Source organism: Streptomyces sp. NPDC005963 (assembly GCF_040638655.1).
Lineage (GTDB): Bacteria > Actinomycetota > Actinomycetes > Streptomycetales > Streptomycetaceae > Streptomyces.
The window spans coordinates 31,466-45,386 of record NZ_JBEXVD010000026.1; the positions used below are offsets into that span (position 1 = coordinate 31,466).

A 13,921-nucleotide genomic window follows, 5' to 3' on the forward strand; every position below is an offset into this window, starting at 1 on the left:
GTAGCGCTGACACCTGCGCAGGATGTCCGGCCCGACCTCGGGTGGGCAATGGACGGTCCGTCGACCCTTGGCGCCGGGGCCGGACACCTTGTCGATCATTCGTACCGCCTCCGGACAGGGGATACGACCGTGCCCCGCGCCGGAGCGGTCCGGGCGGGGCACGAGAAACGGACGGCCCCTGCCCGGACGCCGGGCGTCCGGGCAGCTCAGCCGTGAGCCACTGCCGTCAGATTGTGCGATGCGTGCGATCAGCCGTCGAGGGACGTCATCACGTGCTTGATCCGCGTGTAGTCCTCGAAGCCGTAGGCGGACAGGTCCTTGCCGTAGCCCGACTTCTTGTAACCGCCGTGGGGCATCTCGGCCACGAGCGGGATGTGGGTGTTGATCCAGACGCAGCCGAAGTCGAGCGCCTTCGACATCCGCATGGCACGCGCGTGGTCCTTGGTCCACACGGAGGACGCCAGCGCGTACTCGACGTCGTTGGCCCAGGTGAGCGCCTGGGCCTCGTCGGTGAAGGACTGGACGGTGATGACGGGCCCGAAGACCTCGTTCTGGATGATCTCGTCGTCCTGCTTGAGGCCGGAGACGACGGTGGGGGCGTAGAAGTACCCCTTGTCTCCGACGCGCTGTCCGCCCGCCTCGACCTTGGCGTGGGCCGGCAGCCGGTCGATGAACCCGGAGACCTGGGCGAGCTGGTTGGCGTTGTTGAGGGGGCCGTAGAGCACGTCCTCCTCGTCGGGCGCGCCGGTCTTGGTCTCGGAGGCCGTCTTGGCGAGGGCGGCCACGAACTCGTCGTGGATGGACTCGTGGACGAGCACGCGGGTCGCGGCCGTACAGTCCTGGCCCGCGTTGAAGTAGCCGGCGACCGCGATGTCCTCGACGGCCTTGGCGATGTCGGTGTCCTCGAAGACCACGACGGGGGCCTTGCCGCCCAGCTCCAGGTGGACGCGCTTGACGTCCTTGGCCGCGGCCTCGGCCACCTGCATGCCCGCGCGTACCGAACCGGTGATGGAGGCCATCGCCGGGGTGGGGTGCTCGACCATCGCACGGCCGGTGTCGCGGTCGCCGCAGATGACGTTGAAGACGCCCTTGGGGACGATGGCGCCGATGATCTCGGCGAGGAGCACGGTGGACGCGGGGGTGGTGTCCGACGGCTTGAGGACGACGGTGTTGCCCGCGGCGAGCGCCGGGGCGAACTTCCACACGGCCATCATCATCGGGTAGTTCCAGGGGGCGACCTGCGCACAGACGCCGACCGGCTCGCGGCGGACGATGGAGGTGAAGCCCTCCATGTACTCACCGGCGGAGCGGCCTTCGAGCATCCGTGCCGCGCCGGCGAAGAAGCGGATCTGATCCACCATCGGCGGGATCTCTTCGGTGCGGACGAGCTCCAGCGGCTTGCCCGTGTTCTCGGACTCGGCCGCGATCAGGTCCTCGGCCCGCTCCTCGACCGCGTCCGCGATCTTGAGCAGGACGCGCTGCCGCTCGGCCGGGGTCGCGTCGCGCCAGGCGGGGAAGGCGGCCTCGGCGGCGTCCATGGCGGAATCGACGTCAGCCTGCCCGGAGAGCGGGGACGCGGCGTAGACGTCACCGGTGGCGGGGTTGATGACATCAATCGTCCGGCCGTCGGCAGCGTCCCGGAACTCCCCGTTGATGTAGTTGCGCAGACGTCGCAGCTCGGTGGTCACTGTTGCCACCCCTCCTGTCAGATCTCCGATGGGTGAGTCAAGCTCAGCCTAGACGCACCAGTAACGTTTTCCATAGCCCCAACGCTCCCAATCTACGGAATCGGTGAGATCGGCAGCACATATCAACGAATTTCATCGGTCGGGGCTTGCGAGAGCGACGGGTCCCGGTGCATGGTGAGCTGGTGGCCAGTCGAAGCGCAGACTCCAGGAACGGCAGCGGATCGTCCCCGACGATCGACGCCGTCTCCCTCGCGATCATCGAGCAGCTCCAAGAGGACGGGCGTCGACCGTACGCCGCGATCGGCAAGGCCGTGGGCCTTTCCGAAGCGGCCGTGCGACAGCGCGTCCAGAAACTGCTCGATCAGGGCGTGATGCAGATCGTCGCCGTGACGGACCCGCTCACCGTGGGCTTCCGTCGCCAGGCGATGGTCGGCATCCAGGTCGAGGGCGACCTCGATCCGGTGGCGGAAGCGCTGACCGGCATGGACGAATGCGAGTACGTGGTGATGACCGCGGGCTCCTTCGACCTCATGGTGGAGGTCGTCTGCGAGGACGACGACCACCTGCTCGAAGTGATCAACAAGCGGATTCGTGCACTCCCCGGTGTGCGGTCCACCGAGAGCTTCGTCTACCTCAAGCTCAAGAAGCAGACCTACATGTGGGGAACCCGATAGCCGTGAGCCAGGAACGCAGCGACCTCTCCAAGTCCGCCTACGACCACCTGTGGATGCACTTCACCCGCATGTCGTCGTACGAGAACAACCCCGTCCCCACCATCGTCCGCGGTGAGGGCACCTACATCTACGACGACCAGGGCAAGCGCTACATCGACGGGCTCGCCGGCCTCTTCGTCGTCAACGCCGGGCACGGCCGCATAGAGCTGGCCGAGACCGCGTACAAGCAGGCCCAGGAGCTGGCGTTCTTCCCGGTGTGGTCCTACGCCCACCCGAAGGCCGTCGAGCTGGCCGAGCGCCTCGCCCACGAGGCCCCCGGCGACCTGAACAAGGTCTTCTTCACCACCGGTGGCGGCGAGGCCGTCGAGACCGCCTGGAAGCTCGCCAAGCAGTACTGGAAGCTGCGCGGTCACCACACCAAGTACAAGGTCATCTCGCGTGCGGTCGCCTACCACGGCACCCCGCAGGGCGCCCTGTCCATCACCGGTCTGCCCGCGCTGAAGGCCCCCTTCGAGCCGCTGGTCCCCGGCGCGCACAAGGTTCCCAACACCAACATCTACCGCGCCCCGATCCACGGCGACGACCCCGAGGCCTTCGGCCGCTGGGCCGCCGACCAGATCGAGCAGGAGATCCTCTTCGAGGGCCCCGAGACCGTGGCCGCGGTGTTCCTGGAGCCCGTGCAGAACGCGGGCGGCTGCTTCCCGCCCCCGCCCGGATACTTCCAGCGGGTGCGCGAGATCTGCGACCAGTACGACGTGCTGCTCGTATCCGACGAGGTCATCTGTGCCTTCGGCCGGCTCGGCACCACCTTCGCCTGTGACAAGTTCGGCTATGTGCCGGACATGATCACCTGCGCCAAGGGCATGACCTCGGGCTACTCCCCGATCGGCGCCTGCATCGTCTCGGACAAGATCGCCGAGCCGTTCTACAAGGGCGACAACACCTTCCTGCACGGCTACACCTTCGGCGGCCACCCGGTCTCCGCGGCCGTCGGCATCGCCAACCTCGACATCTTCGAGCGCGAGGGCCTCAACCAGCACGTCCTCGACAACGAGGGCAACTTCAAGGCCACGCTGGAGAAGCTCTACGACCTGCCGATCGTCGGCGACGTCCGTGGAAACGGCTTCTTCTACGGCATCGAACTGGTGAAGGACAAGGCCACCAAGGAGACCTTCACCGACGAGGAGACCGAGCGCGTCCTGTACGGCTTCCTCTCGAAGGCGCTGTACGACAACGGTCTGTACTGCCGGGCCGACGACCGCGGCGACCCGGTCATCCAGCTCGCGCCGCCGCTGATCGCGGACCAGACGACGTTCGACGAGATCGAGCAGGTGCTGCGGACCGTCCTCACCGAGGCGTGGACCAAGCTCTGATCACGACCGCCACGGTCTGATCTCGGCCCAGCAACACGGCCCGGGTACGCCCATCCGAGTGGATGGCGCGCACCCGGGCCGTGTGCTTCCCACCTGCCCGCATCCGGCTGCCTAGCGTGCGAGTGACCGATCGGCCTTGGCTTCGTTCCGCCGTACGAGGGACGACAAATCTGATCAGAACCGAGGTGTACGCCATGGTGGCCCCGCCGGACAACGACGTGATCTGGGCACGCGCCCTCCACCACTCCCACAACGGATCGCCCGCGCTCACCGGTGTCTCACTCGGGGTGCGCAAGGGAGAGGTCCTCGCCGTGTGCGGTCCCCGCGGCAGCGGAAAGACCACACTGCTGCGCTGTCTGTCGGGGCAGACCCTCGCCGACGAGGGCGAGGTCTGGTTCGACGGGTCCCCCGTCCACACCCTGCCCCCGCTCCAACGGGAACGGCTGCGCCGCGACCGCTTCGCCTGGGTCGGCCCCGAACCCGGTCTCGTCCCGGAGCTGACCGTCTGGGAGAACGCCGCCCTGCCCCTGCTGCTGCGCGGCACCCCACGGCGCAGCGCCAAGGCGACCGCGCTGGAGTGGCTGGAACGCCTCGACATCGGGCAGCTGAGCCGACACCGCCCGCACGCCCTCAACCAGGCGCAACGGCAACGCGCCACGGCCGCACGCGCGCTTGCCGCCACCCCGGGCGTCCTCTTCGCCGACGAACCCACCGCGTCCCTGCACCGCACGGACCACGCCCATCTCCTGCGCACAGTGCTCGCAGCCGCCCGCTCCCACCGGATCACGGTGGTGCTCGCCACCCACGACCCCGAGGTGGCGGCACTCGCCGACCGGACCGCGCTCCTGCTGGACGGCCGCCGCGTGACCTCGCTGACCGACATCGCACCGGAAGGCCGGGCCGAGTGCTCGCTCTCCGTCTAGCCCGCGGCTCCCACCCCCTGGTACTCCTGCGGCGACTGCTGGTGGCCGCGGCGTCCGCTGGGGTCGGCTTCCTGCTGCTGTGCGCGCTGACCCATGCGCTGGCACACCCCGGGAACTCCGCGGCCTCCCTGCTGCGCCTGTCCTGGTGCGTGATCCCGCTCGCCGCCACCGTCCAGTTCGCGACGGCCGTGGCCCGCACCGACCCCGGCACCCGACCGCGCACCGGACTGTCCGCCATCGGTCTGGGTCCCGGCCGGATGGCTCTGCTCGCCGCCGCGTCCACCGCGGTCGCGGCCACCCTCGGTAGTGCGGTCGCCCTCCTGTTCTTCCTCCACCTGCGGGGCGACCTCACCGGTCTGCCCTTCGACGGCGCCGCAGCCGAACTGCTCGCCGCCGATCAACCGCTGCCGTTCGCGGCCACACTGACCCTCCTGACGCTCGCCCCGCTGACCGCCACGGCCGCGGCGGCGCTCACCCTGCGCCCCCGCGAGGACGAACCGGCACCCGATGAGCTCCCGGCACCGCCCGCCGTGCCGGGTGGACTGCCCTGGGGCTGTGCGCTGACCGCGGTGGGGCTCGCGATCGGTACATACGCCGCCCACACGGACGGCGGCGCGTCGGTCCAACTGCCCGGGGAACTCGACAGCAACCCGGTGGGCGTCCTCATCGGCTGGGCGCTGACCGCGGTGGGACTTGCGGTCTCCGGGCCGGCCCTGACCCACTTCAGCGGACGGCTGCTGCAAATCCTGCGGCCAGGCGCGGTACGACTGCTCGCGGGACGGATCCTGATGGCGGAGTCGCATCGGATCGGGCGGCCTCTGGGGGTGGTGTGCGCGGTGGCGTCGGCGGTGATCGCGGCCTGGACGCTCGCGGGTGAGGGGCCACGGCCCTTCGGCCCCCTGACCGGGCTCGGCGCCGCACTGGTGATCGCCTGTACGTCGGCGACGCTGCTCATCGCCGCGGTCGACGTCCGCCGCACCCGGACGCAGGCCATGGGCGAGTTGCGGGTGCTGGGGGCTCCTGCGGGCTCCCTGCGGCTGGCCGCCCTGCTGCGGGTGACGGCGCTGCTGGTGGTGTTCGCCCCTCTGACCTGGGCGGTGGCAACGCTGGCGGCGGCCCCGCTGACGGGCTGACAGGTGCCGGGCCGGGCGGCTGATGTCCGCATCTCCAATGAGGACCGGCCCGGGCTCCTCGGCTCGGAGCCTCGCATCGCGGGCGTACGACCGGAGCGGTGCGGGCGGTCCTGTGCCCGGGCCACAGGGGCCCTCGGGTCCCTCGTCCGGGCCGGCATTACCTCCGACGTCATCGACGTTTCACCGTGACCGCAGCAGGATTCCTGCCGTAGCCCCTCGCTGCCGTAGCTGATGCCCCCCGTATCCCGTATCCCGTATCCCGTGGAAGGACCCCGCCATGACCACCGCACCCGCTGCCCCTACCGCACCCGCGCCCGCCCGGCTCCCCGATGGCGAGGAGGAGACCCGGGCCGTCGTGTCCGCACTCTTGACCCGCCTCCAGGAAGGATCGCCGGACCGGATCGCGGAACTGTTCGCTCCGGAGGTCGACTGGGTGATCGCCGAGAACCCGGCGGTGCCCTGGATCCGACCGCGACGCACCCGGGCCGATGTCGCGGACCACTTCCGGGAGTTGGCCGATGGCCAGCAGCCCGACCCCGCGGGCACCTCCATCGACGCCATCACCGTCACCGCTGACCGGGCCCTGCTCAGCGGACGGCTCGCCGGCACGGTCCGGGCGACGGGGAAGTCGTTCCGCTCACCGTTCACGCTGGGGCTGACGGTCCGCGGCGGACTGATCACCGGCTACCGCGTGGTGGAGGACGCCCTCGCCATCGCGGAAGCCTGCACCCCGTCACCGGACACACGACGCCACGCACCGAACGCGAACTGACGGCCGCTCAAAGCCGTCCGACACCAGCGGAACCGCCCCGCCTAACGGCACCTCACCCCAGGACCACCACCTCGTCCACCGCGAAGGTGACCCCCACCTCCGCGCCCTCGTCGGGAACGTCCCGCAGCGCCACCTCCGCCTCCAACGGGGGGCCTCCCTCGGGACGCAGCCGTACCGCCACCCGGCTGCCGCGGAACGTCCGACCCTCCACACGACAGCGCACACCGTCCTCGGGCGCCCCGATGCGCACCCCCGCAGGTCGCACCAACAGCCGCTGCTCGCCCTGTGCCGAGCCGTCAGGAACGGGGACCTTCCCCCACGACGTACGGGCGACCGTGCCGCTGACGGTGGCCGGGACGACATTGTCGAAGCCGAGGAACCGGGCGACGAACTCATCGGCCGGGCGCTGCCAGACCTCCAGCGGCGCACCCGTCTGGGCGATGCGCCCTTCGTGCATGACCACCACCCGGTCGGCGAGCGCGAACGCCTCGCCCTGGTCGTGGGTGACGGCGAGGACGGTGGTGCCCAACCGCCCGAACAGCTCCCGCAGTTCGATGACGAGCCGCTCCCGCAATCCCCGGTCCAACTGCCCGAGAGGCTCGTCCAGCATCAACAGCCGCGGCTCGGGGGCGAGCGCCCTGGCCAGGGCGACCCGCTGCTGCTCACCACCGGAGAGGGAGGAGATCGCCCGCCGCTGGGCGCCGGGCAGTCCCACCAGCTCCAGCAACTCGGTGACCCGTCGCTGTTGTTCGGCCTTCGTGGCGCCGTGCATCCGCAGCCCGAAGGCCAGGTTGCCGCCGACGTCCCGTTGCGGAAAGAGCTGGTGGTCCTGGAACATCAGCCCGACACCGCGTCGGTGCACCGGGACGCCACCCTGGTCGGCTCCCGAAAGGAGCACCCGCCCGGCATCGGCGTGCTGGAGTCCGGCGACCACACGCAACAGCGTCGACTTCCCGCTGCCGCTGGGACCGAGGACACAGACGATCTCGTGCGCGACGACGTCCAGACGTACCGCGTCGAGCACGGCGCGCGAGCCGAAGCGGACGGTCACGTCATCGAGGCGGAGCAGCGGATCGGTCGGGGCCATCAGAATTCTCCGGAGGTGTTGCGGACCCGGGTCCGCTCCAGCAGTAGCAGCGCGGTCGCGCACACGGCCATCAGGATCGTGCTCAGCGCCATGGCCTGGCCGTAGTTCAGCTCTCCTGGCCGTCCGATCAGCCGTGCCACCGCGACGGGCAGGGTGGGGTGGTCGGGCCGGGCGATGAACACGGTGGCTCCGAACTCGCCCAGGGAGACGGCGAACGCGAAGCCGGCAGCGATCAGCACCGCCCGCCGCACCATGGGGAAGTCGACCTCGCGCCACACCCGGAGCGGAGAGGCACCGAGCACCGCCGCCGCCTCGCGCAGCCGCCCGTCGACGGCCCGGAGGACCGGCAGCATGATCCGTACCACGAAGGGGACTCCGACCAGGGCCTGGGCCAGCGGCACCAGGATCCAGGAAGCTCTGAGGTCCAGGGGCGGCTCGTCCAGGGTGATCAGGAAGCCGAAGCCGACGGTCACCGCGGAGACACCGAGCGGCAGCATCAGCAGTGCGTCGAAGCCCCGGACCAGCCGACCCGCCCGTCTGGTGAGCGCGGCAGCCGCGAGTCCGCCGATGAGTACGGCGATGCCGGTCGCGGCCAGCGCGTACTGGAGCGAGTTCCAGACCGCTTCGATCGGCGGAACGAGGAAGGCGGACCCGCTGTCGTCGAGGTCGCCCAACGCCCGGTAGTAGTCGAATCCATAGCCGCCCGGGGTATCGAGGGAGCGTTCCACCAGCACCGCGAGCGGGGCGATGAGCAAGAGGGCGACGGTGGTGAGCACCACGCCGAGCAGGGTCCACTGGCCCCTGCCGCGCGGCGGCCTGGCGGTGCGTGCCGGATCCACCAGCCGCAAGGTGCTCTCTCGGCGGCGCAGGGTCCGGGCGTGCACGGCGAGGACGGCACCGACCGCGACGAACTGCACCATCGTGAGCACCGCCGCCGTTCTCAGGTCCAGCAGCTGCGCGGTCTGCCGGTAGATCTCCACTTCCAGCGTGGCGTAGGAGGGTCCGCCGAGGATCTGTACGACGCCGAAGGAGGTGAAGGTGAAGAGGAAGACCATCAGGGCCGCTGCGGCCAGGGCGGGCGTCAGTGCGGGCAGGGTCACCTGCCGCCAGGCCGCGATGCGCCCGGCTCCCAGCACCCGCGCGGCCTCCTCCTGCCGGGGGTCGAGCTGGGACCAGAGCCCGCCGACGGTCCTGACGACGACGGCGTAGTTGAAGAAGACGTGGGCGAGCAGGATGGCCCAGACGGTGGCGTCCAGCCGAACGCCCCACAGTTCGTCCAGCGGTCCGCCGCGGCCCACCAGGGCGAGGAAGGCGGTGCCGACGACGACCGTGGGCAGCACGAACGGCACGGTCACCGCCGCTCGCAGCAGCCGTTTGCCGGGGAATTCCAGCCGGGCGAACACATAGGCCCCGGGCAGCGCGACGAGCAGGGTGAGCGCGGTGGAGGCGAGCGCCTGCCAGGTGGTGAACCAGAGCACCCGCTGGAGGTCGTCACGGCCGATGACCTCGCCGATCCGGGCGAACTGCCACGCTCCGCCGTCCCTGAGCCCCCGGCCGACGATGGCGGCGACCGGGTAGGCGAAGAAGACGGCGAAGAAGGTGACGGGCAGGGCCATCAGACCGAGCCGCGCGGCGGTGGCCCGCAGCTCGGTCCGACGGCCGGTCCGTGCTACTTCACGACGAGCGAGGACCACGTCTGGATCCACTGCTCCCGGTTCTTGGCGATGGTGTCGGGTGCGACGGTCTTCGGAGCGTCGATGACCTCGCCGAAGGTGGTGAACAGCTCGGGGAGCTTGGCGCCCTTGAGGACCGGATTGACGAACATGTTCAGCGGCATGTCCTCCTGGAACGTCTTGGAGACCATGAAGTCCAGCAGCGCCTTGCCGCCCGCCTCGTTCTTGGCGCCGTTCAGCAGCCCGGCGAACTCGATCTGACGGAAGCAGGTGCCGGTGGCGACACCGGTAGGGGCCGTCGTGGGCTGGGGCTTGGAGTAGAGGACCTCCACCGGCGGGCTTGAGGCGTAGGAGACGACGAGCGGACGATCGGCCTTCGCCTTCTTGCCACCGGCCGAGCCGGAGAACTCTTCGTTGTACGCCTGGTCCCAGCCGTCGACGACCTTGACGCCATTGGCCTTGAGCTTCTTCCAGTACCCGGTCCACTGGTCTTCGCCGTACTGGGCGACCGTGCCGAGGAGGAAGCCGAGGCCGGGCGACGAGGTGGCCGCGTTCTCGACGACGAGCAGGTTCTTGTACTCGGGCTTGACCAGGTCGTCGAAGGTGACCGGGGGCGCCAGCTTCTTGTCGGCGAAGTACTTCTTGTCGTAGTTGACGCAGATGTCCCCGGTGTCGACCGGGGTGACGCGGTGCTCGCCCTTGTCCAGTTGGACTTCGGCGCTCACCTGGTCCAGGCCCTTGGCCCGGTATCCGGTGAACAGCCCCTTGTCTAGGGCGCGGGAGAGCAGGGTGTTGTCGACGCCGAAGAAGACGTCGCCCTGCGGGGAGCCCTTGGTGAGGATCTCCTTGTTGAGCGCGGTACCGGCGTCCCCGCTCTTGAGGATCTTCACCTTGTATCCGGACTGCTTGGTGAAGTCGGCCAGTACGGCGTCGGACACGGCGAACGAATCGTGGGTGACCAGGGTGACCGTCTTGGACGGCTTGCCCGAGGACCCGGCGTCCTCGGTGTCCCCGTCGGTGCCGCAGGCGGCGAGCGCGGTGACGCCCAGCGCCGCGGCCAGCGCGGTGACCGTGGCCTTCTTGATGGTGTTCACTGAGAATTCCTCCTGGGGGTGGCCAGGAAGAGACGCGGCCCCACCCGCTCCCCGCGCACGAGGCGCACGAGGAATTCGGGCAGGGCGCAACAGCTTGAGTGGTGTCCGAACTCCCTACCCAGAATGACCTGGGCGAGGTTCAGAGGGTCTGCGGTCTTCTCAAACCGCACTCTCAGCGCTGTGGCGCTCCCCTGTCGGATATATGCAGATGTACGAGGCACACCTTACAAGGTCCACACCCCTCGACGGCAGGGGTCCTCGACGGCAGAGGCCCCGGGGCCGACAAAACCCCTGAACCCCCACAAGGCACTCAGCGCTCGGCTGCCGCCAGCTGACCGCACGCGCCGTCGATCTCCTGCCCCCGGGTGTCCCGGACGGTCACGGGCACCCCGTGCGCGGCGATCGCGTTGACGAAGGCCCGCTCGTCCTCGGGCCGCGAAGCGGTCCACTTGGAGCCCGGGGTCGGGTTCAGCGGGATCAGATTGACGTGGACCCGCTTGTTCTTCAGCAACCGGCCGAGGAGGTCACCGCGCCACGCCTGGTCGTTGATGTCCCGGATCAGCGCGTACTCGATGGAGACCCGACGGCCGGACTTCTCCGCGTACTCCCAAGCGGCGTCGAGGACCTCACGGACCTTCCAGCGGGTGTTGACGGGAACGAGGGTGTCGCGCAGTTCGTCGTCGGGCGCGTGCAGCGAGACGGCGAGACGGCACTTGAAGCCCTCGTCGGCGAAGCGCAGCATCGCCGGCACCAGACCGACGGTCGACACGGTGATCCCGCGCTGGGAGATGCCGAGCCCGTCCGGCTCCGGATCCGTGAGCCGACGGATCGCGCCGACGACCCGCTTGTAGTTGGCGAGCGGCTCGCCCATCCCCATGAACACGATGTTGGACAGCCGCGCCGGACCGCCGGGGACCTCCCCGTCCCGCAGGGCGCGCATTCCGTCCACGATCTGGTGGACGATCTCGGCCGTGGACAGATTGCGATCGAGGCCGGCCTGTCCTGTCGCGCAGAACGGACAGTTCATGCCACAGCCGGCCTGTGAGGAGATGCACATGGTCACCCGGTCCGGGTAGCGCATCAGCACCGACTCCACCAGCGTCCCGTCGTGCAGCCGCCACAGGGTCTTGCGGGTGGTGTCCTCGTCACAGGAGATGTGGCGCACGACGGACATCAGATCGGGCAGCAGTTCGGAGGCGAGCTTCTCCCGCGCGGCGGCGGGGATGTCGGTCCACTGGGCCGGGTCGTGCGCGTACCGGGCGAAGTAGTGCTGCGAGAGCTGCTTGGCACGGAACGGCTTCTCACCGATGGCCGCGACGGCTTCCTTCCGCTCGGCGGGCGAGAGGTCGGCGAGGTGCCGCGGGGGCTTCTTGGCTCCGCGAGGTGCAACGAAAGTGAGCTCTCCCGGGGCGGGGGCCATGAGCGGTAACTCCTCAGTGAGACGAGACCGGGCAGCCTCCGCGGGGGCGGAGCCGACAACGGTGTGGTGCGACCCGCCCAGGGGCCGCAACGGGCCGCCCCGGGGCTGCGGGGCCGAAAGGGCGCGCCGCTGCTTGAGCGGCACGCCCTTCCAGGGTAACGGGTACGCAGCCGACCGCTCCGCCGTCGCCGGATCGCCCCTCCCCGTCACTCCGCTCACTCCGCGTGGCACGGCCACGAGTGCCGCGCCCCAGGAACACAGCGGCCACGAGTCGAAGCCGTCGGCGCTGCCGTACGACCCGTCCCGTGGCCTGGGCGGTACCCCTGGAGCGCCTGGGCTCAGCCCGAGCCGACGAAGAGGACCAGGAGCAACCACACCACCGGAGCCGTCGGCAACAGCGAATCGAGCCGGTCCATGATCCCGCCGTGCCCCGGCAGGAGCGTGCCCATGTCCTTGATGCCGAGGTCCCTCTTGATCATCGACTCGCCGAGGTCACCGAGGGTGGCGCTGACCGCGACCGCGAGCCCCAGCAGCAGCCCCTGCCACCAGGCACCGCCGTCGACCAGGAACTGCATGCACAGCGCACCGGCGACCATCGCGAAGCCGACCGCGCCCAGCAGGCCCTCGCGGGTCTTGCCGGGACTGATGCGCGGCGCCAGCTTGTTCTTGCCGAACCGCCAGCCCACGGCGTACGCACCGGTGTCGCTGACGATGGTGAGCACCAGGAAGGTCAGGACCCGCTTGGCGCCGTCGTCGGCGGTGAGCATCAGCGCGACGAAGGTCGCGAGGAAGGGGACGTAGAAGGCGGCGAAGACCCCCGCGGTCACGTCCTTGAGGTAGCCGTCGGGCGGCTCGGTCATCCGCCAGACGAGGACGGCGAGCGCCGTGAGCGCCATGGCGACCCAGGCGCCCTCCGCCCCGCGCACATAGCCGGCGACGACCATCGCAGCGCCACCGATCGCAAGCGGCACCAGCGGCGCCTTGATCTGCTTGCGCTCGTCCAGGCGCGTGGTCAGCTCCCACAGCCCGACCACCACGGCGACGACGACGACCCCGACGAACACGGCCTTGACGACGAAGAGCGACGCCACGATCACGGCACCGAGCGCAACCCCGACCCCTATGGCCGCCCGCAGGTCACGGCCGGCCCGCTTCTTCTCCCTGGCGGCCTGACGACCCGCCCGCTGTGCGCGCGGTCCCTCGGGCGCCGACTCGGGCTGCGGAGTGGGCATGGGCTCCTGCGGCTTCTCCTCGCGGAACAGAGGGCCACTCAGCCGAGCGGCCCTCCGGTCGCGCTCATCGCGGGATGCGTGATCGTCGGGGTCTTCGGCGTCTCTACCTGCATCGGGAAAGTCCGGCACGATGGGCATGGGCCGAGTCTGCTGTGCGTCACGCTCATCGTATGCAGGACCCGCCGGGGCAAGGCCCTGGTCGGACGGCGGCCACTGCCCGACGTAACTGGCCCCCGCCGGGGCCCCCCAGGAAGAGTCGTTCATCAGACTTCGAGCAGCTCGGCTTCCTTGTGCTTCAGCAGCTCGTCCACCTGGGCCACGTACTTGGCGGTGGTGTCGTCGAGCTCCTTCTCCCCGCGGCGCCCCTCGTCCTCGCCGACCTCGCCGTCCTTGACGAGCTTGTCGATGGCTTCCTTGGCCTTGCGGCGCACGGAGCGGATCGAGATCTTCGAGTCCTCGGCCTTGCTCTTCGCGACCTTGATGTAGTCACGACGGCGCTCTTCGGTCAGCTCCGGGAACACCACACGGATGATGTTGCCGTCGTTGCTCGGGTTGACCCCGAGGTCGGAGTCGCGGATCGCCTGCTCGATGTTGCGCAGCGCGCTCTTGTCGAACGGGGTCACCACCGCCATGCGCGGCTCCGGCACCGAGAACGAGGCCAGCTGGTTGATCGGGGTCAGTGCACCGTAGTAGTCGGCCACGATCTTGTTGAACATCGCCGGGTGCGCACGGCCGGTACGGATCGCCGCGAAGTCCTCCTTGGCGACCACGACGGCCTTCTCCATCTTCTCCTCGGCTTCGAGGAGGGTCTCTTCGATCACCACGTGCTCCTGCGTGTCTTGAGTGGGCCCG

The 13,921-nt window shown here is 69.8% G+C and carries 12 protein-coding genes and 1 riboswitch; of the genes, 5 read left to right on the forward strand and 7 right to left on the reverse strand.

Annotated elements, in window-relative coordinates; all coding sequences use genetic code 11:
* Positions 1-248: 248 nt before the first annotated feature.
* On the reverse strand, positions 249-1,688 hold the full coding sequence (locus ABZ348_RS27695; protein WP_358937549.1) for a gamma-aminobutyraldehyde dehydrogenase: 1,440 nt from the start codon (positions 1,686-1,688) through the stop codon (positions 249-251).
* Between the two features lie 182 nt (positions 1,689-1,870).
* On the opposite strand from ABZ348_RS27695, the gene ABZ348_RS27700 reads away from it, so the two are divergent.
* The 5 genes from ABZ348_RS27700 to ABZ348_RS27720 all read left to right on the forward strand — a co-directional run bounded on the left by ABZ348_RS27700 (position 1,871) and on the right by ABZ348_RS27720 (position 6,563).
* A complete protein-coding gene (locus ABZ348_RS27700; RefSeq protein WP_358937551.1) occupies positions 1,871-2,362 on the forward strand; it encodes an Lrp/AsnC family transcriptional regulator in 492 nt (163 codons plus the stop codon).
* Complete coding sequence (locus tag ABZ348_RS27705; RefSeq protein ID WP_358937553.1) at positions 2,347-3,735, forward strand: aspartate aminotransferase family protein; 1,389 nt, start codon at positions 2,347-2,349, stop codon at positions 3,733-3,735. Before ABZ348_RS27700 ends, ABZ348_RS27705 begins: the two co-directional genes overlap by 16 nt.
* A gap of 194 nt (positions 3,736-3,929) precedes the next feature.
* Positions 3,930-4,658 (forward strand): ATP-binding cassette domain-containing protein, encoded by a 729-nt coding sequence (locus ABZ348_RS27710; RefSeq protein ID WP_358937555.1) that lies wholly within the window; start codon positions 3,930-3,932, stop codon positions 4,656-4,658.
* The gene (locus tag ABZ348_RS27715; RefSeq protein ID WP_358937557.1) at positions 4,640-5,791 is read left to right on the forward strand and encodes a hypothetical protein; all 1,152 of its coding nucleotides are present in this window, start codon (positions 4,640-4,642) and stop codon (positions 5,789-5,791) included. Before ABZ348_RS27710 ends, ABZ348_RS27715 begins: the two co-directional genes overlap by 19 nt.
* A 277-nt stretch (positions 5,792-6,068) precedes the next feature.
* Positions 6,069-6,563: a nuclear transport factor 2 family protein gene (locus tag ABZ348_RS27720; RefSeq protein ID WP_358937559.1), complete on the forward strand. Its 495-nt coding sequence runs from the start codon at positions 6,069-6,071 to the stop codon at positions 6,561-6,563.
* A gap of 52 nt (positions 6,564-6,615) precedes the next feature.
* Here ABZ348_RS27720 and ABZ348_RS27725 read toward each other — a convergent pair whose 3' ends face one another.
* From ABZ348_RS27725 to frr, 6 genes are all read right to left on the reverse strand, one after another.
* Complete coding sequence (locus tag ABZ348_RS27725; RefSeq protein WP_358937561.1) at positions 6,616-7,650, reverse strand: ABC transporter ATP-binding protein; 1,035 nt, start codon at positions 7,648-7,650, stop codon at positions 6,616-6,618.
* Entirely contained in the window at positions 7,650-9,344 is a 1,695-nt protein-coding gene (locus ABZ348_RS27730) for an iron ABC transporter permease (RefSeq protein ID WP_358937563.1), read from the reverse strand. Before ABZ348_RS27730 ends, ABZ348_RS27725 begins: the two co-directional genes overlap by 1 nt.
* Positions 9,320-10,417 (reverse strand): thiamine ABC transporter substrate-binding protein, encoded by a 1,098-nt coding sequence (locus ABZ348_RS27735; RefSeq protein WP_358937564.1) that lies wholly within the window; start codon positions 10,415-10,417, stop codon positions 9,320-9,322. The genes ABZ348_RS27730 and ABZ348_RS27735 overlap by 25 nt, the downstream gene beginning before the upstream one ends.
* 93 nt (positions 10,418-10,510) lie before the next feature.
* Positions 10,511-10,620: riboswitch (TPP riboswitch) on the reverse strand.
* 107 nt (positions 10,621-10,727) lie between these two features.
* Positions 10,728-11,837, reverse strand: coding sequence for a 23S rRNA (adenine(2503)-C(2))-methyltransferase RlmN (gene rlmN, locus ABZ348_RS27740; protein WP_358937566.1), 1,110 nt, complete (start codon positions 11,835-11,837; stop codon positions 10,728-10,730).
* A 338-nt stretch (positions 11,838-12,175) separates the two neighbouring features.
* A complete protein-coding gene (locus ABZ348_RS27745) occupies positions 12,176-13,333 on the reverse strand; it encodes a phosphatidate cytidylyltransferase (protein WP_358937568.1) in 1,158 nt (385 codons plus the stop codon).
* Positions 13,333-13,890, reverse strand: a complete 558-nt coding sequence (gene frr, locus ABZ348_RS27750) for a ribosome recycling factor (RefSeq protein WP_358937570.1) — start codon at positions 13,888-13,890, stop codon at positions 13,333-13,335. Before frr ends, ABZ348_RS27745 begins: the two co-directional genes overlap by 1 nt.
* Between the last annotated feature and the right edge of the window lie 31 nt (positions 13,891-13,921).